This is a genomic window from Burkholderia sp. PAMC 28687 (assembly GCF_001577465.1).
Lineage (GTDB): Bacteria > Pseudomonadota > Gammaproteobacteria > Burkholderiales > Burkholderiaceae > Caballeronia.
Genome location: NZ_CP014505.1, coordinates 2,767,215 through 2,791,884, shown reverse-complemented (window position 1 = coordinate 2,791,884; position 24,670 = coordinate 2,767,215). Strand labels below are relative to the sequence as shown.

24 protein-coding genes are annotated in these 24,670 nt (G+C 60.9%); 13 read left to right on the top strand and 11 right to left on the bottom strand.

Features of this window, described 5'->3' with window-relative positions; all coding sequences use genetic code 11:
* Positions 1-53: 53 nt before the first annotated feature.
* Entirely contained in the window at positions 54-1,451 is a 1,398-nt protein-coding gene (locus tag AX768_RS12925; RefSeq protein WP_062000285.1) for an MFS transporter, read from the bottom strand.
* Between the two features lie 90 nt (positions 1,452-1,541).
* On the opposite strand from AX768_RS12925, the gene AX768_RS12920 reads away from it, so the two are divergent.
* The 4 genes from AX768_RS12920 to AX768_RS12910 all read left to right on the top strand — a co-directional run bounded on the left by AX768_RS12920 (position 1,542) and on the right by AX768_RS12910 (position 4,955).
* Positions 1,542-1,760, top strand: a complete 219-nt coding sequence (locus tag AX768_RS12920) for a DUF3820 family protein (RefSeq protein WP_062000284.1) — start codon at positions 1,542-1,544, stop codon at positions 1,758-1,760.
* A 686-nt stretch (positions 1,761-2,446) separates the two neighbouring features.
* Positions 2,447-3,718 carry a ribonucleotide-diphosphate reductase subunit beta gene (locus AX768_RS12915; protein ID WP_062000283.1) on the top strand — a complete coding sequence of 424 codons (1,272 nt, stop codon included), beginning with the start codon at positions 2,447-2,449 and terminating at the stop codon, positions 3,716-3,718.
* 175 nt (positions 3,719-3,893) lie between these two features.
* Complete coding sequence (locus AX768_RS33680; protein ID WP_082778828.1) at positions 3,894-4,208, top strand: hypothetical protein; 315 nt, start codon at positions 3,894-3,896, stop codon at positions 4,206-4,208.
* A 30-nt stretch (positions 4,209-4,238) separates the two neighbouring features.
* Positions 4,239-4,955, top strand: a complete 717-nt coding sequence (locus tag AX768_RS12910) for a histone H1-like repetitive region-containing protein (RefSeq protein ID WP_062000986.1) — start codon at positions 4,239-4,241, stop codon at positions 4,953-4,955.
* Positions 4,956-5,153: 198 nt separating this feature from the next.
* Here the strand turns inward: AX768_RS12910 and AX768_RS12905 are convergent, their stop codons facing one another.
* The 10 genes from AX768_RS12905 to AX768_RS12860 form a co-directional block, all read right to left on the bottom strand.
* Positions 5,154-5,630, bottom strand: a complete 477-nt coding sequence (locus AX768_RS12905; protein WP_062000282.1) for a glycine zipper 2TM domain-containing protein — start codon at positions 5,628-5,630, stop codon at positions 5,154-5,156.
* Between the two features lie 76 nt (positions 5,631-5,706).
* A complete protein-coding gene (locus tag AX768_RS12900) occupies positions 5,707-6,642 on the bottom strand; it encodes a carbohydrate kinase family protein (protein ID WP_062000281.1) in 936 nt (311 codons plus the stop codon).
* 217 nt (positions 6,643-6,859) lie between these two features.
* The gene (gene tpx, locus AX768_RS12895) at positions 6,860-7,360 is read right to left on the bottom strand and encodes a thiol peroxidase (RefSeq protein ID WP_062000280.1); all 501 of its coding nucleotides are present in this window, start codon (positions 7,358-7,360) and stop codon (positions 6,860-6,862) included.
* A 104-nt stretch (positions 7,361-7,464) separates the two neighbouring features.
* Positions 7,465-8,763 carry a zinc-ribbon and DUF3426 domain-containing protein gene (locus AX768_RS12890; RefSeq protein ID WP_062000279.1) on the bottom strand — a complete coding sequence of 433 codons (1,299 nt, stop codon included), beginning with the start codon at positions 8,761-8,763 and terminating at the stop codon, positions 7,465-7,467.
* 45 nt (positions 8,764-8,808) lie between these two features.
* The gene (gene prmA / locus AX768_RS12885; RefSeq protein WP_062000278.1) at positions 8,809-9,711 is read right to left on the bottom strand and encodes a 50S ribosomal protein L11 methyltransferase; all 903 of its coding nucleotides are present in this window, start codon (positions 9,709-9,711) and stop codon (positions 8,809-8,811) included.
* A 15-nt stretch (positions 9,712-9,726) separates the two neighbouring features.
* On the bottom strand, positions 9,727-11,109 hold the full coding sequence (gene accC, locus AX768_RS12880) for an acetyl-CoA carboxylase biotin carboxylase subunit (protein ID WP_062000277.1): 1,383 nt from the start codon (positions 11,107-11,109) through the stop codon (positions 9,727-9,729).
* Positions 11,110-11,280: 171 nt separating this feature from the next.
* A complete protein-coding gene (gene accB, locus AX768_RS12875) occupies positions 11,281-11,766 on the bottom strand; it encodes an acetyl-CoA carboxylase biotin carboxyl carrier protein (protein ID WP_062000276.1) in 486 nt (161 codons plus the stop codon).
* A 152-nt stretch (positions 11,767-11,918) separates the two neighbouring features.
* Positions 11,919-12,371 carry a type II 3-dehydroquinate dehydratase gene (gene aroQ / locus AX768_RS12870; protein ID WP_062000275.1) on the bottom strand — a complete coding sequence of 151 codons (453 nt, stop codon included), beginning with the start codon at positions 12,369-12,371 and terminating at the stop codon, positions 11,919-11,921.
* Positions 12,372-12,572: 201 nt separating this feature from the next.
* The gene (locus AX768_RS12865; protein ID WP_062000274.1) at positions 12,573-13,121 is read right to left on the bottom strand and encodes a TlpA family protein disulfide reductase; all 549 of its coding nucleotides are present in this window, start codon (positions 13,119-13,121) and stop codon (positions 12,573-12,575) included.
* Positions 13,118-13,765, bottom strand: coding sequence for a hypothetical protein (locus AX768_RS12860; protein WP_062000273.1), 648 nt, complete (start codon positions 13,763-13,765; stop codon positions 13,118-13,120). The genes AX768_RS12865 and AX768_RS12860 overlap by 4 nt, the downstream gene beginning before the upstream one ends.
* Positions 13,766-14,619: 854 nt before the next feature.
* Here AX768_RS12860 and mpl point away from each other — a divergent pair.
* From mpl to AX768_RS12815, 9 genes are all read left to right on the top strand, one after another.
* Positions 14,620-16,077, top strand: a complete 1,458-nt coding sequence (gene mpl, locus AX768_RS12855; RefSeq protein WP_306299687.1) for a UDP-N-acetylmuramate:L-alanyl-gamma-D-glutamyl-meso-diaminopimelate ligase — start codon at positions 14,620-14,622, stop codon at positions 16,075-16,077.
* The gene (locus AX768_RS12850) at positions 16,074-16,661 is read left to right on the top strand and encodes a YqiA/YcfP family alpha/beta fold hydrolase (RefSeq protein WP_062000271.1); all 588 of its coding nucleotides are present in this window, start codon (positions 16,074-16,076) and stop codon (positions 16,659-16,661) included. The genes mpl and AX768_RS12850 overlap by 4 nt, the downstream gene beginning before the upstream one ends.
* A gap of 102 nt (positions 16,662-16,763) precedes the next feature.
* Positions 16,764-18,824, top strand: coding sequence for a ribonuclease catalytic domain-containing protein (locus tag AX768_RS12845; RefSeq protein WP_062000270.1), 2,061 nt, complete (start codon positions 16,764-16,766; stop codon positions 18,822-18,824).
* Positions 18,821-19,687 carry a shikimate dehydrogenase gene (gene aroE, locus AX768_RS12840; RefSeq protein WP_062000269.1) on the top strand — a complete coding sequence of 289 codons (867 nt, stop codon included), beginning with the start codon at positions 18,821-18,823 and terminating at the stop codon, positions 19,685-19,687. The genes AX768_RS12845 and aroE overlap by 4 nt, the downstream gene beginning before the upstream one ends.
* A gap of 31 nt (positions 19,688-19,718) precedes the next feature.
* Positions 19,719-20,441, top strand: a complete 723-nt coding sequence (gene mtgA, locus AX768_RS12835; RefSeq protein ID WP_062000268.1) for a monofunctional biosynthetic peptidoglycan transglycosylase — start codon at positions 19,719-19,721, stop codon at positions 20,439-20,441.
* 328 nt (positions 20,442-20,769) lie between these two features.
* Positions 20,770-21,039 (top strand): helix-turn-helix domain-containing protein, encoded by a 270-nt coding sequence (locus tag AX768_RS12830; protein ID WP_062000267.1) that lies wholly within the window; start codon positions 20,770-20,772, stop codon positions 21,037-21,039.
* Complete coding sequence (locus AX768_RS12825; RefSeq protein WP_062000266.1) at positions 21,039-22,439, top strand: HipA domain-containing protein; 1,401 nt, start codon at positions 21,039-21,041, stop codon at positions 22,437-22,439. Before AX768_RS12830 ends, AX768_RS12825 begins: the two co-directional genes overlap by 1 nt.
* Before the next feature lie 330 nt (positions 22,440-22,769).
* On the top strand, positions 22,770-23,687 hold the full coding sequence (locus AX768_RS12820) for an IclR family transcriptional regulator (RefSeq protein WP_062000265.1): 918 nt from the start codon (positions 22,770-22,772) through the stop codon (positions 23,685-23,687).
* On the top strand, positions 23,684-24,667 hold the full coding sequence (locus tag AX768_RS12815) for a 2-dehydro-3-deoxygalactonokinase (RefSeq protein WP_062000264.1): 984 nt from the start codon (positions 23,684-23,686) through the stop codon (positions 24,665-24,667). The genes AX768_RS12820 and AX768_RS12815 overlap by 4 nt, the downstream gene beginning before the upstream one ends.
* Positions 24,668-24,670: the final 3 nt, after the last annotated feature.

Below are 24,670 nucleotides of genomic sequence, written 5' to 3'. Positions count from 1 at the left end.
TCAGGAAGTGGCGGCCGGATTCGATACCGGCCTTTTCCATTTGTACTCGCCGCTTACCCTCGCGTTCCACGCGAGATCTCATGCCCGGCATCGCGGGAAAGCTTCGCGGTAATTGGAATCGAAAGAAACGAAAACATGCCGACAACCACGAACGCCGGCCAGAAGTCCGACCAGACCATCTGCGGATGGCCTTGCAGATCGTGAGAGATCTGCAGCGCGATCCCGCCGACCGTCACGCCCAAGCCCAGCGAAACCTGCTGGATGAAACTGCCGAGACTCGTCGCGCGGCCAACATCACGGCTTTCGATTTCTGCGTAGGTCAGCGAGTTGAGGCTCGTGAATTGCAGCGCCGGGAAGAATCCGCCGAGCAGCACGACCGCCCAGATGAGCCACGTCGGCGTGCCCGGATAGAACATGCCGCACGCCGCGATCGCGATGCCGGAGAGCGCGGCATTCACCATCAGCGTCTGCCGGAAGCCGAAGCGGTGCAGCACGCGCGAGGCCAGCGAGCGCATGAACATGCCGCCAACCGCGGACGCGCATGTGATCGAGCCCGACTTGAACGCGCTCATGCCAAGTCCCTCCTGCATGGCGAGCGGCAGCAGGAACGGCACGGCGCCCAAGCCGATACGAAACAGCGACCCGCCGACCACGCTCGCCTGGAAGGTCGGCACGCGCAGGAAGCTCAGATCGAGCAGTGGCAACTTGATGCGCCGCGAGTGGAGAAAATAGAGCACGAGGAAAACCACGCCGCCGAGCGCCATGCCCGCCGCGACCCGATCCGTGACCAGTTCGCCGCCGATCAGCGACAGTCCGAGCAGGAACAACGTGCCGCCCATCGCCGATAAAAAGAAGCCAAGCCAGTCGAGCGGCCCCGGATGCGCCTCGCGCACATTCGCGATGTACTTGTTCGTGAGGTAGATCCCGGCAATACCGATCGGAATGTTGATGAAGAAAATCAGGCGCCAGTGCAGGTACGTCGTGATGAACCCGCCGAGCAGCGGGCCGACCGCGGGACCGAACATGGCAGGCAGCGACAGGTAGTTCATCGCGCGGATGAACTCCGAGCGACGCACCGAGCGGAAGATGATGATCCGTCCGACCGGGACCATCATCGCGCCGCCGACGCCCTGCACGAAACGCGCGAGGGTAAAGGGAATCAGCGAGGTGGACGCCGCGCACAAGATGGAGCCGGCCACGAAGATGCCGATGGCAAGACGAAAGATGGTGCGCGCGCCGAAGCGGTCGGCGACCCAGCCGCAGATCGGAATGAACACGCCGAGGCCGAGCACATAACTCGTGACGGCAATCTTCAGCGTTACAGGATCGCGGCCGAAAGCTTTGGCCATTTCGGGGATCGCGGTGACGATGACGTTGGCATCGACGCTTTCCATGAACATCGCACACGCGACGATGAGAGGGGCAACGAAAGCTTTGATGGCTAGCGGCATGGAGAACGGAAGGGGATCTCTTCGCGGCGGGAGTTGCGATTATGGCATCGATATCATGGCAGCGACATTCGAAACACAAGGAGCACGACGATGGACCCCGAAGATCTGCAGCGTCTCGTCACGCAAAAAATGCCTTACGGAAAGTACAAGGACCGCTTGCTTGCGGACCTGCCGGGTCACTATCTCGCGTGGTTTGCGCGTGAGGGTTTTCCTGCAGGACAGCTCGGCCGGCTGCTCGCGCTGATGCACGAAATCGATCACAACAATCTGCGTGAACTGCTCGTGCCGCTGCGGGACAAACGTGCGTGAGCGCGGTGCTGAGCAAGGCTTCGAAGCTTGTTTTTGCGGCCCTGACTGCCACTTGCGTCGAGTGTTCACTTGTACTATAGGTAGTTTGTAACCGACTCGAAGACCCAAGATTTTGTGTTTTTAACCTTTGCGATGAAGGCATCGAGTGCTACACTTTCACCATGGAAACACAGCGCGAAAGCGCCTTGTTTCCACTGCGGGACAGGCGGGAATCGACGGCGCTGAAGCAGCGTTCGCTCGATCAAAAACGTGTCGCGCAAGCGTGTCTCCCGAGGTGAGTTTCAAAGCTTTGCTTGTGTGCATCGCGAAGATCGACTTAACTGAATGAACGCGTTGCGCATCGTATGAACCCGCAACAGATCCACACGCATCAACATGCAGGCGAGCCAGGATTTTCATCGAAGGCAATTGAAGTTCGAATGCAACGAAAGTCACTGGACGTCACGCTTCAAACGACACATGCAAGACGATTCGCAGCAACGCATCACAACGCTGTGAAGTGCATGAAAGCGCACTGCTTCGAACACGCTCAGCAGCATCTCGCTTGAAGCTTCAAGCAGTGAGCTGAACGCAAAGTGTTGTATGCAAGTAGCAGCGTCAACACGAAAACAGGATTTTTATGAGCAAGCTCTTTTATCGCTCATGGAAAGATGGTACAAACCGATCTAAATTGATGGTGAGAATTTATGCTCAACTGGGATGACGAGACCACTGCCGTAACTCCCTCGAACGGTTCGCAACACAACACGTTGCGTAACCCGGCAGGTCAGGTTGCCGGCGTCAGTCAGGCATCACGTGCAGCCGCTCCGGGCGCTGCACATGCTGCCGGTCATGGCGTTCTTCAAACTGCCCATCAAACGCCAGTAGGCGCGAACATTTTTGCGAGCGACTTCGTAGCTCCCGTTGCACCGAGCGCCAGCGACATCGCGGCTGCAAGTGCGAAGCGGGTGAATGTGGCGGACAAGCGCATCATCAACGGCAAGACCGACGTGAACCAGTTGGTGCCGTTCAAGTACAAGTGGGCGTGGGAAAAGTATCTGGCGGGTTGTGCAAACCACTGGATGCCGCAGGAAGTGAACATGTCGCGCGACATCGCGTTGTGGAAAGATCCGAATGGTCTCTCCGACGACGAGCGCCGCATCGTGAAGCGCAACCTCGGTTTCTTCGTGACGGCGGATTCGCTGGCGGCGAACAATATCGTGCTCGGCACGTATCGCCACATCACCGCGCCCGAGTGCCGCCAGTTCCTGCTGCGCCAGGCGTTCGAGGAAGCAATCCACACGCACGCATATCAGTACATCGTCGAATCGCTGGGTCTGGACGAGAGCGAGATCTTCAACGCGTATCACGAAGTCGACTCGATTCGTGCGAAGGACGAGTTCCTGATTCCGTTCATCAACACGCTGACCGATCCGGCATTCACCACGGGCACGCTCGAAGCGGACCAGAAATTGCTGAAGTCGTTGATCGTGTTTGCTTGCGTGATGGAAGGGCTGTTCTTCTACGTCGGCTTTACGCAAATCCTGGCGCTGGGTCGCCAGAACAAGATGACGGGCGCGGCAGAGCAGTACCAATACATCCTGCGCGACGAGTCGATGCACTGCAATTTCGGTATCGACCTGATCAACCAGATCAAGCTTGAAGAGCCGCAATTGTGGACGCCGGAATTCCGCGCGGAGATCCGCGAGATTTTCCAGCAGGCTGTTGAACTCGAATACCGGTATGCAGAAGACACGATGCCGCGCGGCGTGCTCGGTCTGAATGCATCCATGTTCAAGAGCTACTTGCGCTTCATCTGTAACCGTCGATGCCAGCAGATCGGCCTCGACACGCTGTTCCCGAACGAGGAAAACCCGTTCCCGTGGATGAGCGAGATGATCGACTTGAAGAAGGAACGCAACTTCTTCGAGACGCGAGTAATCGAGTATCAAACTGGCGGCGCGCTGACCTGGGAATAAACGGCAAAGCGAATCGACGTCAGCCGCGGCAATGGACGCATTGCCGCGAGGAATGAGATGCAGACCAGGCGCCGATTGCGGCGCCGAGTAGACGGGTAAATAGCAAACCGGTGTTCTCGCGTGCGAAACGCGATTGCGCGCGCCGGTCCAACAGGTTTAGGAGAACGGTCGCCTGATGCAAAGTGCGCCTTGTGGCTCGACAGCCCATATAGATGACAGGCGTTTTGCGGACCCTTCAGTGGGACGGGCAAACTTCCCCCCGAAATATGCCGTCGGCAGTGCCGACGGCCTGATCAAGCGATTGCCGGCACCGTCTCAAGGTGCTGACTCAATTTGGCGCGCGGTGCCTTGTGGCACCGCGCGTCTTGCCGTATTCATTAGCGTAAGCAGGCTCCATCAGCGTACGCCGATGAATAATCCGCTTCGCAGCGTGCGTCCTGAGAAGCCCACGCGGGAAGCGGGTTTTGACGAAGGGTGTTGTTTGAACTGACTCTCATCTTGAAACCTGAAGGAGAAAATGATGGCATTAGCCAAGAAATCCGTCGCAAAGAAGGCTGCAGCAAAGCCGGCCGTTAAGAAGACGGCTGCCAAGAAGGCAACGGTAGCGAAGAAGGCGCCGGCAGCCAAGAAAGTTGCAGCCAAGAAAGTCGCAGTGAAGAAGGTCGCGGCGAAGAAGGTTGCAGCGAAGAAGGTTGCTGCCAAGAAGGCGCCGGCGAAGAAAGTTGCAGCCAAGAAAGTCGCAGTGAAGAAGGTTGCAGCGAAGAAGGTTGCAGCTAAGAAGGCGCCGGCGAAGAAGGCCGCTGCCAAGAAGGCGCCTGCCAAGAAGGCTGCTGCTAAAAAGGCGCCTGCTAAAAAGGCTCCTGCGAAGAAGGCCGCTGCCAAGAAGGCGCCTGCTAAGAAGGCTGCTGCCAAAAAGGCGCCTGCTAAGAAGGCACCTGCCAAAAAGGCGGCCGCCAAGAAGGCTGCGCCCGCCAAGAAGGCTGCCCCTGCTGCGAAGAAGGCCGCGCCTGCTGCGAAGAAAGCAGCAGCTCCCGCCCCTGCCGCTGCGCCCGCTGCAGCGCCTGCTCCGGTTGCAAAGAAGGCTCCGGCCAAGAAGGCTGCCGCTGCGAAGAAGACGACTGCTGTAGCTCCGGCAACGACGGCAACGACCCCCGCAGCGCCGGCTCCGGCTGCAACGGTCAAGACGGCGTTGAACCCGGCTGCTGCATGGCCGTTCCCGACGGGAAGCCGTCCGTAAGCGCAGGTGGTAGTGCAGTAATTCGACACACGCAATGTGTGTCGCGGCCGCCTAGTGTTACGCGGTCCAGACCCGCTGTCCGGTTTATATCGGCAGCGGGTTTTTTTATGGGCGAAAAAAAACGCATGCGCCCGAGGGACCATGCGTTTTCGCAAGCGCTGGCACGATCTGTTCGATCGCGCCGACGCGTCATCAACTTCAGTGGGTGACGCGCGTCACACCGCCGCTCGACAACAAGCGGACACGTTCGCCGGCCTGGAACACTTCGCCGGTTGCGGTTTGCGTAATGGCGCGCATGTCGCCGTTATCAAGACGCACGGTGATCTCCAGTCCGTTTTGCGTGGCGACACCGTTTTCAACAGCGTTACCCGCGACTGCGCCTGCGATACCACCAACGATGCCCGTCAGGATCGAGCCACGTCCGCCGCCCAGCGCGCTGCCGGCCACTGCACCCAACGCACCGCCGCCGATAGCACCAAGGCCACTCGGCTGGCCGTTGTTCGAGCTGATCTTCACGCCTCGCACGCTGTCGACGGTACCCATGCGGACCGTTTCTTCGCGTTGCGCCTGCGATGCCGTGTACACGTCCGGCGAGCTGCTGTTGTAGGCGCATCCCGTCACGAAGACGCTGCTTACCAGCGCTGCTGCCAGCGCTACTCGGTTTGTCGTGTTCATTCTTCACCCCTGCTAATTACTGCCGGCTGCCGTTTTTGAATAGCAGCCGGCCACGTCGTGTTTCATTGCTTCACGCTCAAAGCGCCATGCCGAACGCCGACTCGAAACGCTCGGCGATCTTAGCGCGCGTGGGCGCGTAGGTCTGTGGTCCCTGATGTTCGATCTTCAGCGATCCCATCAGGCTTGCGAGACGACCGGTTTTTGCCCAGCCCAGCTTGTTCTCGATGCCGTAAAGCAAGCCGCCGCGGAATGCGTCGCCGCAACCGGTTGGGTCGATGATCTGCTGCGCCTTCACAACCGGAATTTCTTCAATACCGTCAGCGTGCAGGATCTGCGCGCCGTGCTCGCCGCGCGTGATGATCAATGCGTCGACGCGGCTCAGAATTTCGTCGATAGACCAGCCGGTCTTGTTGCTCAACAATTTCGCCTCGTAGTCGTTGACCGCCACGTATGTGGCAAGTTCAATCATGCGACAAAGCTCCACACCTTCGAGAATCGGCAGGCCCTGGCCCGGATCGAAGACGAACGGGATGCCCGCCGCCGCGAGTTCTTCGACGTGCTGGCGCATGCCGTCGGCGCCATCCGGTGCGACGATCCCAAGCGTGATGCCCTTCGTTTCTCCGGCATGATTCAGGTGCGAATCCATCATCGCGCCGGGGTGGAATGCGGTGATCTGGTTGTTCGCCAGATCGGTCGTGATGAAGCACTGCGCCGAGTGCTGGTCGGGCAGGACACGCACGTATTCGCGCGACAAACCCAGTGCATCGAAGCGATCGAGGTAGAGCTGGGCATCGGCTTCACCGAGCGTCGCCATGATCTTTGCATCGCCGCCGAGCAACTGCAGTGCATAGGCAATGTTGCCCGCGCAGCCGCCGAAGTTGCGCCGCATCGTGGGGACCAGGAAGCTGATGTTCAACTGATGCACCTGGTCCGGCAGGATGTGGTCGCCGAAACGGCCCTGGAACGTCATGATGTTGTCGTAGGCGAGCGAGCCGCAGATGAGCGTAGACACTGGCGAAATTCCTGAAAATGATGGTAAAGGTGCGCGCAGGTGAAGGTTCCTGAGCACTGTGCATGCCCGGATGATGGCGCTGCGCATTCGTTGCGTTGCTCGTTGCGCGTTTCTCGCTATTCAACGCCACGAATGCACATGCCGCTGACTTCTGATGTCATGCATTGCCGGCGAGCAACGTTTTCATTCCTCGCCGGCGTCCCGCAAATTCTTCTGCTTACTTCAACGCGGCCAGCGCGGCGTCGTAGTTCGGCTCGTTCTTGATTTCCGCCACGAGTTCCGAGTACAGCACCTTGTCGTTTTCATCGATAACCACGACCGCGCGCGCCGTCAGGCCCGTGAGCGGACCGCTCGTGACATCGACGCCATACGCCTTGGCGAAATCATGGCTGCGGAATGTCGAAGCCGTCACCACGTTCGCGATGCCTTCCGTCGTGCAAAAACGCGATGCTGCAAACGGCAGGTCGCCGGAAACCACCACGACGACCGTGTTGTCGAGGCCGGCTGCGGCTTCGTTGAACTTGCGCGTGGACGTGGCACACGTGGGCGTATCCAGGCTCGGTACGATGTTCAGCACTTTCCGCTTGCCGCCGAAGCTCGCGAGCGTCAGGTTGCCGAGGTCCTTGCCGACCAGCGTGAAATCGGCTGCTTTTGCGCCGGCAGACGGGAAGGTGCCGGCGACTTCGATCGGGTTGCCGCCGAGGGTAACTTGGCTCATGTCTACTCCAGAATGGGTCTGATGTTCAGGGATTGAGCGCGTCGTCCGGCCAGAACGGACGGGCGGCGCGCACGGAGACAACGACTAACTAAGAGTGAAGCGCGTCAGGGGTAGAAAATCTGCACGCGATAATTCGCCGCAACGGCGTCGCCGGTATCGAGCCGGACGATCACCGGTTGCGTGCTGCGAGCGCCAAGGCCCGCGCCGATCTGCGTTCCCGGCCGCGCGTAATCCTGCGGCCAGAGCACACGGCGGATCGCGACGTTGTTCTTGTCGTCGAGCAGCGTGAGTTCCAGCGCCGGATACGCAATGGCGAGATCGAAGCGATTGCGCAGCGACAGTTTCAGTTCGAGCTTGTGCGATCCATCCACCTGACGCAGGCCGGAATTCTCGATCTGCAATCCATCGATATCGCGCGGCGGCGCAACCGTGCAGCCAAGCTGCTCGCACGCCTGAGCGAACAGCGGCTGCGATGCCGGCCAGTAGACCATGACGGTCTCACGCTGCCACCACGCGACTTGCGCGGCGAGCGCGACAAGCAGCACGAGCGCGATCAGCGAGCCGATGATCTTCCACGCCATTCCCGAACGCGCAACCGGACGCGTTTCACGGGTGACCGGGAAGGGCTCGGCAGGAGGAGGGACGGCCGATGCCGGACGGCCGAAGCGTGGTTCGTCGTCGGCGTGGAGATCGTCGTCGGGTTCTTCGGCCCACGGATGCGGAGTTTCGGCACGTCGCGGCGCGGGCTTCTCCGGTTCGTCACGGGGCGCTGTCCGTCCGACAAACGGCTCGGTACGCGACTCGTGCAATGCTTCATTTTCCGTCCGGCCGATAAAAGGATCGACGCGCCTTGTCGGCTCGGGCTCCACTCGGCCAATGAACGGGTCGTTACGGCTGGGGGTGTTTGGTTCGGCTCGCGTCTGCGGACGATTGACTTCATGCCACGGCGATTCTGCGCGGCCATCGCCCGGGAAATCGCTCGCGTCGCGCGTACGTGACAACGCTTCGGCTTGCGCCGCAGCCAATCCGGCGAACGGTTCTTCCTCCGGCACGGCGTGCGCGGGGTTTGCCGCCAAATCTTCCTCAGCTTGAGGCCCGAGCGCGGTATCCGGGATGAACGGGTGCAGCGAAATGCCGAGCGCCTCGTCCTTGCCGCCGGCGACTTCCGCGCTCGACTTTTCCGCCCACGGACTTGCCGGATCGACCCCGTAGTTCGGAACGGGCGTAGCCGCGGCCGCCGCCTGCGCGGTCATCGCAATAGCATCGCGGTCGAATTGATAATGCGCGGCATCGAAAATTTCCTGGCAATGACCGCAGCGCACGCGGCCGTCGTGCGGCGCGAGCAGATGCGGGTCAAGGCGGAAAACCGTATCGCAGTGGGGACAGCGGGTAGCCAGCGCCATAGTTAGCCGAAGGCCAGAGGCCAGTAGAAGGACGATGGCGCTATTCTAAAGGCTTTCGCGGCGGGTACCGGCAAGACATACCCATCCTTCGTGCTCGCGCCATACGCTGATGTCGATCCAGCGCGCGTAGACGGCCGCAACTTCGTCGGCCTGACGCGCAAGAATGCCCGACAGCGCAATGCGTCCGCCCGGTTTCACGCGGGTAGAAAGCATCGACGCCATCAGTTTCAGCGGGTTCGACAAGATGTTCGCCACGACGATATCGAACTGTCCTTCGGGTAGATCGGCGGGCAGGCCGTAGGTCACTTCCGCGTGATTGCGCTCGCTGTTCTGGCGCGCGGATTCGACGGCTTGCGGATCGATATCGATACCCATCACTGGATTTGCACCGCATTTCTTCGCAAGAATCGCGAGGATGCCGGAACCGCAACCGTAGTCGAGCACGGACTGGTTTTCGAACACCGACTGCTCGATCCACTCCATGCAAAGCCGCGTGGTCGGATGGCTGCCGGTGCCGAATGCGAGGCCCGGATCGAGTTCGAGCACGAGCGCATCGGGTTCGGGCGCGTCGTGCCATGACGGCACGACCCAGATCCGTTTGCCGATGGGAATCGGATCGAACTGGGATTGTGTGAGGCGCACCCAGTCCTGGTCTTCAACGTCGCGCAACGTGAACGAAGGCGTGTCCTTCAAGCCGATTTCATTGGCCGCTGCCGCAAGCAGCACGGCAGGATCGGCGTCATTGGAAAGCAGTGCAACCACGCGCGAACGGTTCCACGCTTTCTGATCCGGCGTGAGGCCGGGCTCGCCGAACAGGGGTTGCTCGTCGGGGGTATCGGCGTCGGCGTCTTCCACCGATACCGACAGCGCGCCCAGTTCCAGCAGCGCATCCGACAACGCTTCCGCGTGTTCCCGGTCCAGCTCGGCGATCAATTCCCGGTAGCTCATCTTTTGCTGCCTTACTTATAGTGCTGCGTCTTCCGCGGCGACGGCGGCTGCCGCCTTGCGCGCGGCGAGCTTGTTTTCGAGGTAGTGAATGCTCGTGCCGCCTTCGACGAACTTGGCGTCGATCATCATCTCGCGATGCAGCGGGATGTTGGTCGAGATGCCTTCCACCACCATCTCCGACAACGCGATACGCATGCGGTTGATCGCCTGCTCGCGCGTCGCGCCGTACGAGATCAGCTTGCCGATCATCGAATCGTAGTTCGGCGGGACGAAATAGCCGTTGTACACGTGCGAATCGACGCGAATCCCCGGACCGCCCGGCGCGTGCCACGACGTGAGACGTCCCGGCGACGGCGTGAACTTGAACGGATCTTCCGCATTGATCCGGCATTCGATCGCGTGGCCGCGGAACTGGATGTCCTTCTGGCGGAACGCGAGCTTTTCGCCGGCGGCAATACGAATCTGTTCCTGAACGATATCCACGCCCGTGATCAGCTCCGTCACCGGATGCTCGACCTGCACGCGCGTGTTCATTTCGATGAAATAGAACTCGTTGTTCTCGTACAGGAATTCGAACGTGCCCGCACCGAGATAACCCATCTTCTTGCAGGCATCGGCGCAACGATCGCCAATCCGGTCGATCAGACGGCGCGGAATGCCCGGCGCCGGCGCTTCTTCAATTACCTTCTGGTGACGGCGTTGCATGGAGCAATCGCGTTCACCCAGCCAGATTGCATTACGGAACGAATCGGCGAGGATCTGGATTTCGATGTGCCGCGGGTTCTCCAGGAATTTTTCCATGTAGACCTGCGGGTTGCCGAACGCACGGCCGGCTTCTTCGCGGGTCATGTTCACCGCGTTCACCAGCGCCGCTTCCGTGTGCACCACGCGCATGCCGCGACCACCGCCGCCGCCTGCCGCCTTGATGATCACCGGATAACCCACGGCGCGCGCAATCTTCACGATTTCCTTGGGATCGTCGGGCAACGCGCCTTCAGAACCCGGGACGCAGGGCACGCCGGTCTTGATCATCGTCTGCTTGGCGGAGACCTTGTCGCCCATCATGCGGATCGTTTCGGGGCGCGGTCCGATGAACGTGAAGCCCGACTGCTCGACGCGCTCCGCGAAGTCCGCGTTTTCCGACAAGAAACCGTAGCCCGGGTGGATCGCTTCGGCGTCGGTGACTTCTGCCGCGCTGATCAGCGCCGGCATGTTGAGGTAGCTGAGGTTGGACGGAGCCGGTCCAATACACACGGCTTCGTCGGCCAACTTCACGTATTTTGCTTCTTTATCGGCTTCCGAATAGACGATGACTGTTTTGACGCCGAGTTCGCGGCACGCGCGCTGGATTCGCAGCGCGATTTCACCACGGTTCGCAATGAGGATTTTTTCAAACATAGCAAGGTTTCGACTCATCGATGGACCGCCGGGACAAGGGTCCGTGGCGTTCCTGGGAGATCGGCGGCGCGTCTCGGCCGTTGTCTGTCTGACAGACATGGCGAGCGCCCGAGTGCTGCGTTTCACCGGGCGCGCGTGCTGCGTGCGACGCCTCGATTGAAGCGCGGGAGATCAATCGCCGATTACAAAGAGCGGTTGGCCGTACTCGACGGCCTGACCGTTCTCGACCAGGATTTCCTTCACGACGCCCGACTTGTCCGACTCGATTTCGTTGAGCAGCTTCATGGCTTCGATGATGCAGAGCGTCTGCCCTTCCTTGACCGTGTCGCCCACTTGCACGAACGCGTCTGCGCCCGGCGACGGCGCGCGGTAGAACGAGCCGACCATCGGCGAGGTGACAACGTGGCCTTGCGGCACGACGGCAGCCGGCGTAGCCGGTGCGCCTGCAGCAGCGCCGCCGGCGCCTGCATCGCCCGACTGGCTGTACTGCGGCGCCTGGCCCATCTGGCCTTGCGGCATGTACTGCGGGGCCTGCATATAGACCGGCGCGGCATTCTTGACGATGCGAACCTTGCCTTCGCCCTCGGTCACTTCCAGTTCCGAGATACCGGATTCCGAGACGAGGTCGATCAGCGTTTTGAGTTTACGAAGGTCCATCGAAAATTCCCCTTTCAATGCTTGGTGACCGGGAGCTTTTCCCGGTGCTTGACTTGGTTTTTGGGTGCCGCCGACGGGTGCGTCCGTTGGCGCTTCTGACACTGGCTCCGCGTGATCGTGTGCGGGCAGTTCAGATCCGAGCGGGTCGCGGCTCAATCGCGCGTCTTCGGGGCAATGCGCTCGAGTGCGAAGTCGAGTGCATACAGATAGCCTTTCCAGCCAAGGCCGCAAATCACGGCTTCGGCGAGATCGGAGAAATAAGAGTGATGCCGGAAAGCTTCCCGCTTGTGGACGTTCGACAAATGAATCTCGACGAACGGCAGCGCCACGCCTGCAAGCGCATCGCGAATCGCGACGCTCGTGTGCGTGTACGCGGCCGGGTTGATCAGCACGAAATCCACCTGTTCGATCCGCGCCTGCTGAATGCGGTCGACGATCGCGCCTTCATGATTGCTCTGGAATGACGTCAGTTCCGCGCCCGCAGCCTTGGCCTTCTCTGCCAGCGCCTGGTCGATCTGAGCGAGCGTGACCCGTCCATAGACGTCCGGTTCGCGGGTGCCGAGCAGGTTTAGATTAGGGCCGTGAAGCACCAGCAGTCGTGACATAGGGCTTTGGTTTATGCGGAGTTGGGCGCACTTTAGCGCCCTTTAGAGAATTTTGTCTAGTTTTACGAAGCCGCACCCGCCTTGGACTCCAGGCAGATGAGTGTGTACACGCGCATTTTGCACGCATTTTCGGGCAAAGTTCGCCGAATTACCGTTAACTTTCCGTGAATCGTTTCGATTTGACGCGGATCAACCAGATGCCTACAGGCCGTCGAGCGTCGCTTTTAGCTCTTTTGGATCGACTTCACCCAGTTTTGTGGACCGGATCGCGCCTTTCGCGTCGATGACCACCGTGAACGGCAGCGCGCCCGCATTGTTGCCAAAGCTTCGGGCCAGATCGGCGCCGCCGAAGCCCGCAATATAGATGGGGTAGTCGACGGGCACTTTCTGCAGGAACGCGTTCACGTTCTTCTCGGAGTCCACGCCGAGCCCGATGAAGGTGATGCCTTTCTTCGCATATTCACGATGCAGCGCCGCGAGCGTCGGCATTTCCTTCACGCACGGGCCGCACCACGACGCCCAGAAATTGACCACGACCGGTTTGCCCTTGAACGATGCCAGGCTTTGTTGCGTGCCGGCGGCCATTTGCAGTTGCTGTTTCCAGAGGTCATCGACGGCATTGCCCTTTGCCGATGTCGTCATGGCCGCTTCGCTCGGGCTGCCGCCCATGATCAGGTGGCTTGCATAAAAGCCGCCGCCGGTCGCCGCGATGGCGACAATCAGGGCAGCAACGATGCGCATGGGTTTCATAGTGATGTAGCCGGTGTGGAAGGAGGGGCGTCGAGGAGTGCCTGTACGGCGGCGGCGTTTGCGCGAGCAAGCTTGCCGCGGCCGTCGGCGCGGACGGCGCCTCGCAGGTCGTTGGTGTCGTAGAGCGCGATGTGCAGGCCCATGGGTTCTTCGTCGCGGGATGGACGCGTGAGGAAGCTCAGCGTTTCCACATAACCGCGGCCGGCGAAATGGCGCGTCTCGGAGACATCGTATTGAATATTTGCGTTCAGTAAATAGATTGCGACTTCCTTGGGGTTATCGCAGAAACATTGCAGATGGATGTCCGAGTGCTCGCCGGCGGTGCCGTTCAGCACGGCGCCGGTGACGTAAGGGTTGAACGGTTTCAGGCGCTGCATCCATTCGAGGGTGACCTCGCGCATGCGGCGCAGGACGGCCGGTTGGCTTTCACTTTGGAAGAGTGCCTGGTACTCGCGGATTTCTTCTTCGATCTGCGTGTTATCGGGGAGCCATTCGCCGCTGACGCGTGTTTCGCCGATCACCTGGCGGGCGGCTTTGCGCTTGGCGGTGGAGTAGTCGAGGCCGTCTTCGGCGATCATTCGCGCCGCCGCGATGGCGATTTCCTCGCGGACGCGCTGAGGGTCGAAATGAGGTTTGCGAATCATGGTGAGGATGATACCGGAAGGGGCGGACGCTGGCGGTTGGGTGGGGTTTTGGTTGGGAGGAGGTTTGTTGTTCGTTACGGTCGGGGTTGATGCCGGGTTGTTGCTCTCCAAGCTCTCGCGCGTTTAATGTTGGCTATTTTTTTTCGCACTGTTAGCCACTGTGCGTGGCGGCACTTCATTTCTTTGTCCAACGGCGACAAAGAAACGAAGCAAAGAAAACGCCTTTCCACCGACGGCACATAAGTGTCCCGAGCGTGCAGTGATAACTGTTTGGTACTTCACAAGAACGCTCGACGCCGCAATCAAGAACACTTGAACCCCTCCCCCTCCGTAAACGGCAACCCACACGCTTCGCCACCAGTGTGGGAATCCGCTAATGAGGCTTCCGCGCTGCGCGCGCTGACGCCCAAACGCAGGGGCTGGCTGTACTGGCGGCGAAGTCTAGGGCCAGTTCAAGATGTTGTGGACCGGTTACGGGCCCACCCGTTGTTATGCCAAGGTCAGGTTTCCGTATTGACTGCCACAATTACTGGTGGCGAAGCGTGTGGGTATCTGTTGACGGAGGGGGAGGGGTTCAAGTGTTCGTGGTTATGGCGGTAACCGTTCTTCTGAAGTCCCAAACAGTTGTCACTGCACGCTCGGGACACTTATGTGCCCTCGGTTGAGAGGCGTTTTCTTTGCTTCGTTTCTTTGTCGCCGTTGGACAAAGAAATGAAGTGCCGCCACGCACAGTGGCTAACAGTGCGAAAAATATCAGCCAACACGGAACGCGCGAAGACCTGAAGAGCAACAACCCGGCACCAACCCCGACCTCCCCCGCCCCAGGCGCCAGCCGTCCAACCCTGTCGGTTACAATATCCCCCTCCGGGCGCAGGAATATTCCCAACTTCCCCCCGTGCCAACAAACCTCTATGCACATTCACATCCTCGGCATCTGCGGCACATTCATGGGCGGTCTCGCAGTCCTCGCGCGCGAAGCCGGACACCGCGTCACCGGCTGCGACGCCGGCGTCTATCCCCCCATGAGCACGCAGCTCGAAGCTCAAGGCATCGAGTTGATCGAGGGGTACGGGGTCGAACAGATCGCATTGGAACCCGATCTCTTCGTGATCGGCAACGTGGTCACTCGCGGCAATCCACTGATGGAAGCCATCCTCGATCGCGGCCTGCCCTATACGTCCGGCCCGCAATGGCTCGGCGAACATGTCCTGAACGGCAAATGGGTGCTCGCAGTCGCCGGCACGCACGGCAAGACCACCACGAGTTCCATGCTCGCGTGGCTGCTGGAGGATGCGGGTCTCAATCCGGGATTTCTCATCGGCGGGGTGCCGCTCAATTTCGGCATTTCAGCGCGTCTCACGGATTCGAGCTTCTTCGTGATCGAAGCCGACGAATACGACACGGCTTTCTTCGATAAACGCTCGAAGTTCGTCCATTACCGCCCGCGCACGGCGCTTCTGAACAACCTCGAATTCGATCACGCCGACATCTTTCCGGATCTCGGCGCCATCGAAACCCAATTCCACCATCTCGTGCGCACCGTTCCCGGCGTCGGCAGGATCGTGACGAACGGGCGTGAGGGCGCACTCGAACGCGTACTGACGCGCGGTTGCTGGTCAAGTGTCGAGCGTTTCGGCGTGCAAGGCGGCTGGGAAGCGCAGCCGGCCACCGAAGGCGTTCCCGCCGATGAACAATTCGCCGTCTATTGGGAAGGCGAGCGCATGGGCGTGGTCGACTGGCAAGTTCAAGGCGAACACAACCGCCTGAACGCGCTGGCGGCGATCGCGGCGGCGCGCTCGGTGGGCGTTCCGCCTGCGCAAGCGACGCAATCGCTCTTAGCGTTTCGCAACGTGAAGCGGCGCATGGAAGTGAAGGGTAGCGTCGACGGCGTGACCGTGTACGATGACTTTGCGCACCATCCAACTGCCATCGAAACGACGGTGGCGGGATTGCGAACTCGTATCGGTGGGAAGAACCGGATTCTGGCCGTGCTGGAACCGCGTTCGAACACCATGAAACTCGGCACCATGAAAGCGCAACTGCCCGCCAGTCTCGCGGGCGCCGACCTGATCTTCGGCTACGGCGCGCACGAAGGCCGCGACAAGCTCGGCTGGGATCTGCAAGCGGCGTTGAGCCCGCTCGGCGACAAAGCCCGCGCGTTCGACGACCTCGCGCTCCTGGTGAAGTCGGTCGTCGCGGCGGCGAAACCGGGCGACCATGTGCTGGTCATGAGCAACGGCGGCTTCGGCGGCGTGCACCAGAAATTGCTGGATGCATTGTCGGCGCGTCCTGCCACGAAGGAGCGTGAGTGATTCTCTATTTGCACGGCTTCCGGTCATCGCCGCAATCGTTCAAGGCTCGATTGATGCGCGCGCGGCTGGAAGAACTCGGACTCAGCCAAGAATGGTGCTGTCCCGTGCTGCCGGTTTCACCGCGCGATGCCATCGCGTTGGCCGAATCACTCGCCGCGCAGGCAATCGGCCAAGACATCACGCTGGTCGGCAGTTCGCTTGGCGGGTTCTATGCAACGTGGCTCGCCGAAAAGCACGGTTGGCGCGCCGTGCTGCTGAACCCGGCGGTCGTGCCGCAGGAAGACTTGAGCGCGTATATCGGCGAGCAGCCGTTGTGGCATGGCGGCGGAAGTATCGTGGTGGAGCCGTGGCATATCGACGAATTACGTGCGCTTTCCGTACCATCGATCACGCAGCCGGAGCGCTACTATCTGATAGCCGCCACGGGCGACGAAGTGCTCGATTACCGCACCATGCTCAAGCATTATCCCGGCGTGCGAACCACGCTGATCCAGGGCAGCAATCACGCCATCAGCGACTTTTCCAGTTATCTGGATGACGTGCTGGCGTTCTGCGCAGTCCAGCCGCCGGCAGCCGCGGCCTGAATCTTTTCAAGCGCATCCATTTTTCGTTGGCCTGGCGCTTGGCAACCGGGGAACACGCCCGCCTGCACGCCATGCCGACCAACAGTCTTTCGAGAGTACTGAGTGAACGTTTTTTTCGAGGAATCGGGTAGTTTCAAGGCCGGCGCTGTTTTGTCGAAGGCAAACGATGCATTCCAGGTCGAATTGCCGGGCGGACGGCGCGCGAAGGTGCGCGCAAAAGACGTGTTGATCGAGTTCGAGAAACCGAATGCCGCCGATTTGATGCAACAGGCCGACGCCATCGCGAAGGACATCGATCTGGATTTCCTGTGGGAATGCGCGCCAGAGGAAGAGTTTCCGTTCGCGGAGCTCGGCGCGGATTATTTCGGCGATAAATTCGGCGCGACCGAACGCGCCGCGCTCGTCTTGCGCATGCACGGATCGCCGGTGTATTTCCGCCGGAAAGGCCGTGGCCAATATCAGCGCGCGCCGCAGGAACAGTTGCAAATGGCGCTCGCGGGGCTCGAAAAGAAACGGCAACTTGCGCTCGTGCAGGCCGGCTACGAAGAGGAACTGGTCGCCGGCAAATTGCCCGAAGCGCTCGCCGGCAAGGCGATTGGCTTGCTGACGAAGCCGGACAAGAACTCCATCGAATACAAGGCGCTCGAGGGCGCCGCAGCGACGCGCGGCATCTCGCAAGCGCGGCTGATGCTGGAAGTCGGCGGCATTCCGTCGGCGCGTGCATTGCACGAAGCGCGTTTTCTCTCCGAATTTTTCCCGCACGGGACAGGCTTTGCGCCGGTTACCGTGCCGCCGTTGCCGGACGATCTGCCGGAAGCGGACGTTCAGGCGTTTTCTATCGATGACGTCACGACCACCGAAATCGATGACGCGTTTTCCGTCGAACATCTCGCCGATGGCCGCGTTCGCATTGGTGTGCATATTGCCGCGCCGGCGTTGGGCATTACGCGCGGCGACATGATCGATGCCATCGCGCGCACGCGTCTTTCAACGGTCTACATGCCCGGCGACAAGATCACGATGCTGCCGGACAGCGTCGTGGAAGCGTTCACGCTTGCCGAAGGCGGATTGCGGCCGGCGTTGTCGCTTTACATCATCGTGAACCGGGAAACACAGGAGATCGTCGCCAGCGAGACGCGTGCAGAACGCGTGTTCGTGAAGAGCAATCTTCGGCACAACTATCTCGACGAACATGTCACCGAGGAATCGCTCGCGGCAGGAACGGGCGAATATCCGCACAAGGATGACATCGCGGTGCTGTGGCCGCTCGCGCAGGCGCTGTTCGAAAAGCGTCAGGAAGCGCGCGCCGGTTACGGTTTGCGGCGCGAGGTGCAGCGCAATAACGACTTCAATTTTTATGTGGAAGGCGAACACATCGAGATCTCGCCGCGCCGCCGCGGGTCGCCGCTCGATCTGATCGTGGCCGAGCTGGCGATTCTCGCGAATTCATCGTGGGGCGCATTCCTCAATGATCACAGCGTGCCGGGCATTTACCGCTCGCAGCGCGGGTTTGGCGCGCCGGGTCCGAAGCGCACGCGCATGCAGACCACGCCCGCGCCGCACGAAGGGCTGGGCGTTGCGCAATACGCGTGGAGCACGTCGCCGTTGCGCCGGTATGTCGACCTGGTCAATCAATGGCAGTTGCTCGCGTGCGTGCGGCATGGCGTGACGGCGGCGCTCGTCGCGCCGTTCAAGCCGAAAGATGCCGATCTGTTCGCGGTCGTCCAGGGATTCGATGACCAGTATTCCGCCTACGCCGATCATCAACGGCGCATGGAATTCTTCTGGTGCCTGCGCTGGCTGAAGCAGGAGAACAAGAAGCAGGTCGTGGCGGCGGTGGTGAAGGACGATCTCGTGCGCCTCGATGAAATCCCGCTGATGCTCCACGTCCCCGGGCTCGGCGTGCATGCGCGCGGAACAAAGGTGATGCTGGAAGTGATGAATCTCGATGAACTCACCGTCGAGGCATCGTGCCGCTTGTTGCACGTGATCGATGCACCTTCGGGCGCCGCAACGCAGCCGGAAGAGCCGGAAGAAGAGCTGGTCGAAGCGGAAGACCTGAGCGCCGAAAGCGAGGCCGAGGCGCAGGCGGAAGCCACGCCTGCGGAAGAGCCGCAACCGGCTGGCGAAAACACGCCGGACGCGACGGAGCCCGCGCAATGACATCGGGCGTTCGGGGCGAGGGCATCGACCAATACGCGGTGATCGGCAATCCGGTCGCGCATAGCAAATCGCCGTCGATTCACGCGCGCTTCGCCGAGCAGACCGGCGAGCGGATCGAATACGGGCGCGTGCTGGGAACCGTCGGCGAATTTGCAGGCGATGTCCGTGCTTTCGTTGAAACAGGCGGTCGCGGCATGAACGTGACCGTGCCGTTCAAGCTCGACGCACACGCTTTCGCCAACACGCTCACGCCGCGCGCTGCGGCGGCGGGGGCGGTGAATACCCTGGCGTTCAACGCGGATGGCGTGCTTGGCGACAACACCGATGGCGTCGGCCTCGTGCGCGATATCGAAGGGAATCTGGGCGTTGGCTTGAAGGGCACACGCGTGTTGTTGCTCGGCGCCGGCGGCGCGGCGCGTGGTGTCGTGTTGCCCATGCTCGATTGCGGCGTTGCAGCGCTGACGATCGTGAATCGGACGGCATCGAAGGCGCAAATACTGGTCGATCACTTCTCCGATGCCGCCCACGCCGCAAACGTGCGGTTCTCGGGCGGCGGCGCGGACAGCGTGGAAGCGGGCCCGTACGATGTGATCGTCAACGCGACGGCCGGCAGTCTGGACGATGCACTGCCCACGTGCGACGACGCCTCGTTCGGCCCCGGCACGCTCGCCTACGACATGATGTACAGCGCGCAGCCGACTGTCTTCATGCGCCACGCCGAAACCCTGGGCGCGCGTTCATCGGATGGACTCGGGATGCTCGTGGAACAGGCTGCGGAATCGTTTTTCCTGTGGCGCGGGGTGCGTCCGGACATTGGCGCGGTGCTGCGGGCGTTGCGGTTGGAGTTATCGAAGTCAATTTGAAGCGGCTGGCCTTCTCAACAGAACAAGCACGATGACAAGAACAAAATCGCCCGTGCGTCTCGGGCCGGCCCGATGGATTGTCTATGGCATCTCGGTGATGATGATTGCGGTCATCGCCACGCAGGTCTACTTCTTCGCGATGGTCGGCATCTACACGGTGGTGAATCCATCGTCCACGGCGTTCATGCGTTCCGATGCCTGGCGGCTTGCGCAGGATCGTCCCGATCTTTCCATTCAGCGCACGTGGGTTCCGTACGACCAGATTTCGCGGAATCTGAAGCGCGCGATCATTGCGTCCGAGGACGCGAACTTCGTCAACAACAACGGTTATGAAACCGATGCCATCCTGCAAGCCTGGGAGAAGAACAAGGCGCGCGGGAAAATCGTGGCGGGCGGCTCGACCATCTCGCAGCAACTGGCGCGGAACCTGTTTTTATCGCGGGAAAAGAGTTATGTGAGGAAGGCGCAGGAACTCGTGATTACATCGATGCTCGAGTTCTGGATGGACAAGGAGCGCATTTTCGAGATCTACCTGAATTCGGTGGAGTGGGGCAACGGCGTGTATGGCGCCGAAGCTGCGGCGCGTTATTACTACAAGACGTCGGCATCGAAGCTGACCGCGTGGCAATCGGCGCGGCTGGCGGTGATGCTGCCAAGGCCGAAATACTTCGATGAACATCGCGGGTCCGCGTATCTGTCGCAGCGGGCGGGGGTAATTGCGAGGCGCATGGGGGCGGCGGAGTTGCCGCAGTGAGTGCGCTTGTGCGTTGATCGGGATGCGGCGCGTGACGAAGGAACGGAAACCCCGCTTGGCAGGGTTTTTTATCTGGCCGTCTGCACAGTCCGGTTCCGCTAAGCGAAAATTGTTCTGAGATGTGGAAACTATCCACCAGGCAGCGGTCCAAAGCCGTTGTTTTCGTATATAGAAACTAGAGGTTAGTGCTGAAATCCATTCAATTAGTTTGTATAAAAGGAAACTATATTGCGGAGTGGGTGTCTGATTTCTATTGTTTTCATATTGCATAACTATGGCTCGATCACTGTCTCCGCATGATCCCAATGTCACAGCGCTCGCCCGAGACATGGCTGCGCTCGGCGCCTTGGTACGCAATCGCCGACTTGAGCAGGCCATGCGCATCGACGACGCCGCCGATCTGCTAGGGGTGTCCGCAAGCGTGCTTTCCCGGCTCGAGAACGGGCATCCGGTCGGCTCGGATCGGCTGCTCCGAGTGCTCGAAGGGTTCGGTTTGATCATGCTGGTGCTTCCGAAGAACGAGTCGACGACCGCATTGCGCGCTTTGAATGAGCAGACCAGTCATGCGAAGGCGTCCCTCCGGGGAGGACAATCCTGATGGCGCATGTGCTCAACGTTTCCACGCAGGACGGCCCGGTAGGGCAACTAGGCTTCGAGTCGCAGCAAGACGTCTACAGCTTTAAATACGATGAAGCCTGGCAGGCCAGGGACGCCGCTTTCCCGCTTTCGCCGCATATTCCGCTTTCGGGCGAGCAGCCGAAACTCAGGACCGTGCATCGCTTCCTCGCAAACCTGCTTCCTGAAGGGCGTGCACTTGAAGTCGCCTCGGTCATGCACCAAATGTCGAAGGACAACACTTTTGGCTTGATGCACATCCTGGGGAAAGAACCGGTCGGCGCGTTGAGTTTCACGGCCCCGGCGCAAAACGCTGCGGCCGGCGAAGAGGGCGGCGTAAATGCGGAGGCGGAGTACACGGCCGATCAGCAGGAAGGCGCGCCATCCGTGCGTCGAATCGTCCTCAACGATGAATTGAGCGACCGTATTCGTCGTCGGGATGAAATTCCCTTCCCGGTATGGGATCGCAAGCTCCGGCTGTCAGTTGCGGGCTTCCAGGACAAGTTGCAGGTGCTGGTCGAAGGTGAATCAATTTCGCTTGTAGATGGCGGCCCCATCAGTTCCACGCACATCCTCAAGCCGGAGTCGCTTAACCCCGCATCCGCCTTCATGGTGGCGAACGAGCACTACTGCATGACGCTGGCCGCGCGCATCGGATTGCCGACGGCGGCCGTTGAGATTCGCCGAATTCCGGAACCTATACTACTCATCGAGCGATTTGACCGGCAGGCAGAACTTGATCCCGCTGACGGCGTCACGGCGCTTCGAGTTCGCCGCACGCACGTCATTGACGGGTGCCAGGCCCTGGATCTGCCTGTGAGCCTCAAGTACGAGCGCAACTTCGGCAACGCTCCGGCGGTTCGTAACATCAGGGAGGGCGCGAGCTTCGAAAAGTTGTTCTTGCTCGAGCGACACCTGGAGAATCCTGCTCAGGCTCGCCAGATCATGCTGCGGTGGGCGCTATTTCAACTCTTTATCGGCAACAGTGACGCCCACGGCAAAAACCTGTCTTTTCATGTGCGGCCTGCGGGTTTGTCGCCCGCGCCTTTTTATGACCTTGTCTCCGTCAATGCCCATGGAGACGCGGTCGAACAGGACATGGCGCTGGCTTACGGCGACGCCTTCCGGCTGGACGAGGTCACGGCGTTTGAGCTTGCGGACTTTGCAAACCGAACCGGTACGCCCCGACCGCTTCTTGCACGCGAACTGACGCGTATGGCGCTTGCAATAAAGCGCGTCTCCGCAGACTTGGCGCGTTCGGAGATCTACGTGGCCGAGGAGAGGCGACTGGTGCAGCGCATTCACGGCTTCGTGACCGTGCAGGCCGATAAGCTTTTGCAACTGGCTCCCGCGGTACCCCGAATCGACCGGTCGCTGCTGTAGAGGGTTCATCTGGAACTCAGCAAGCAAAACCTCGCCCGGCGGGGTTCTTTGCATCTCATCCCAACGTAACGAAACAAACTCAATGCTCCCAATATGTGAACACATCAATCACATATTGAATAATTCAGCGACGCGGCTCTAAAATCCGATCACAGCCAAACGGCAGTTCCATGAGCCTCGGGTAATCCCGAAGGCCTCATGCAACGACAAAAGCAATCGGAGACGTGTCATGAAATCGCCAGCGCAATCGCATCTGCTCGAGCATCCGCGCGTCCAGCACTCCTTACTGATGAAAACACGCACTGTCTTGTTGGCGGGCTGATGAGTGTCATGACCAAGACCCCGAACTCCACCATCGAAGCCGAATTGTCGATGGACCGCGCCATCGCCGAGCAGGACGCAAGTGTCGCCAACGAAGCCCAGGCATCGGCCGCCGCGCTGCTCGACCTCACACCCCAGCAAGCCGGCACGCAAACGCTGCTGCGCGGCCTCGCGATCCTCGAAGCGGCTGCGACCGGCGCGCGCGATCTGCGCAGCATCGGTGCGGCGCTCGGCACGACCCGCAGCACGACGCACCGGCTGGTCAGCTCGCTCGTTCAAGCACGCTATCTGCGCCAGGTCGGCGGCGGTTATCTGCTCGGCCCGAAGCTGATCGAACTCGGCACCATCGCGCTTGAACAAATGCCGCTTACCGCGGTGGCGCGGCCGCATCTGCAAGTGCTCGCCGACTACACGCACGACACCATCCACCTCGGTGTACGCGATGGCGACGACGTGCTGTACATCGACAAGATTCCGGGCACACGCGGCCTCGAAATGCGTTCCCGCGTAGGTCACCGCATGCCGATGGCGTCCACCGGCATCGGCAAGGCGATGATGCTCGACCTGCCGCCCGAAAAGTGGTCGACGCTGCTCGAAGCGTCGCATCGGGTGCTCGCCAAGGTGAGTTTTCGGCCGGATCACCAGCCTGATTCGGATACCTTCGTGCAGCGCATGACGCGCTATGCCCAGGGCGGTTTCACCTTCGACCTGGAAGAAAACGAAGCGTCCATCCGCTGCGTCGCCGCGCCTGTGCGCGATGCATCCGGCGCGATCGTCGCGGCGCTTTCGGTGGCGAGCACGATCCCCTACATGCCGACCGAGCGCATGGAAGAACTGATTCCCGTCGTGCAGCGCGAAGCGCGCGCGATATCGCAAGAACTCGGCTGGCGCGTGCCGCAGCCCGCAACACGCAGGATCAAACGATGAGCGTTGCCCACGACCAATCCACGGCTGCGCTGATAGCACTCGACTGGGGCACCACGGCGCTGCGCGCCTATCTCCTCGATGCACATGGCGTGGTGCTGGACACCCGCGCGTCATCGGCGGGGATCATGAATTTGCCGCGCCCGGCGGCAGAAGGCGGTTTCGATATCGTCTTCGATGAAACCTGCAGCGCGTGGCTAGCCGCCAACCCGCAACTTCCGGTGATCGCTGCCGGCATGGTCGGCAGCGCGCAGGGCTGGGTGGAAGCGCCGTATGTGACCACGCCCGCGGATTCCGCAGCGCTGGTGGCGGGCATCGTGCGCGTGACGACGAATAAGGGCGTCACGGTGCATATCGTGCCGGGCGTGCTGGAAGACGGCGCGCTGCCGAACGTGATGCGCGGCGAAGAAACGCAGATCTTCGGCGCGCTCTCCGGCGACACCACGCACAGCGAGTTGATCGGCTTGCCGGGGACGCATGCGAAGTGGGCGTTTGTATCGGCGGGACGGATCGAGCGCTTCTATACGTTCATGACCGGCGAGACCTTCGGCGCGCTGCGCGATCACACGATCCTCGGCCGCACGATGCGCGCCGCCGATCAGCACGACATGCCGGCGTTCATTCGCGGCGTCGATACCGCCAAGGACGCCGGCCACGCCGGCATGCTGGCGACGATCTTCAGCACGCGCACGCTGGGCCTGACCGGAAAACTCAAGCCCGAACAGCAGGCCGATTACCTCTCGGGCCTGCTGATCGGCCACGAACTGCGCGGCCTCAACGAAGTGCTCGCACGCGAGGAATCGGACCTCGCGGGCAAGACGCTCAGGCTGATCGGCAACGATGCGCTGTGCGAGCGGTATCGGCATGCGCTTGCGCGCTTCGGTTGCAACGATGCCCAAACCGTCGCCCACGCCACCGAACGCGGCTTGCACGAAATCGCGCTGCAGGCCGGGCTGATCCGCTCGACGGCCAGCGCGAACTAATCA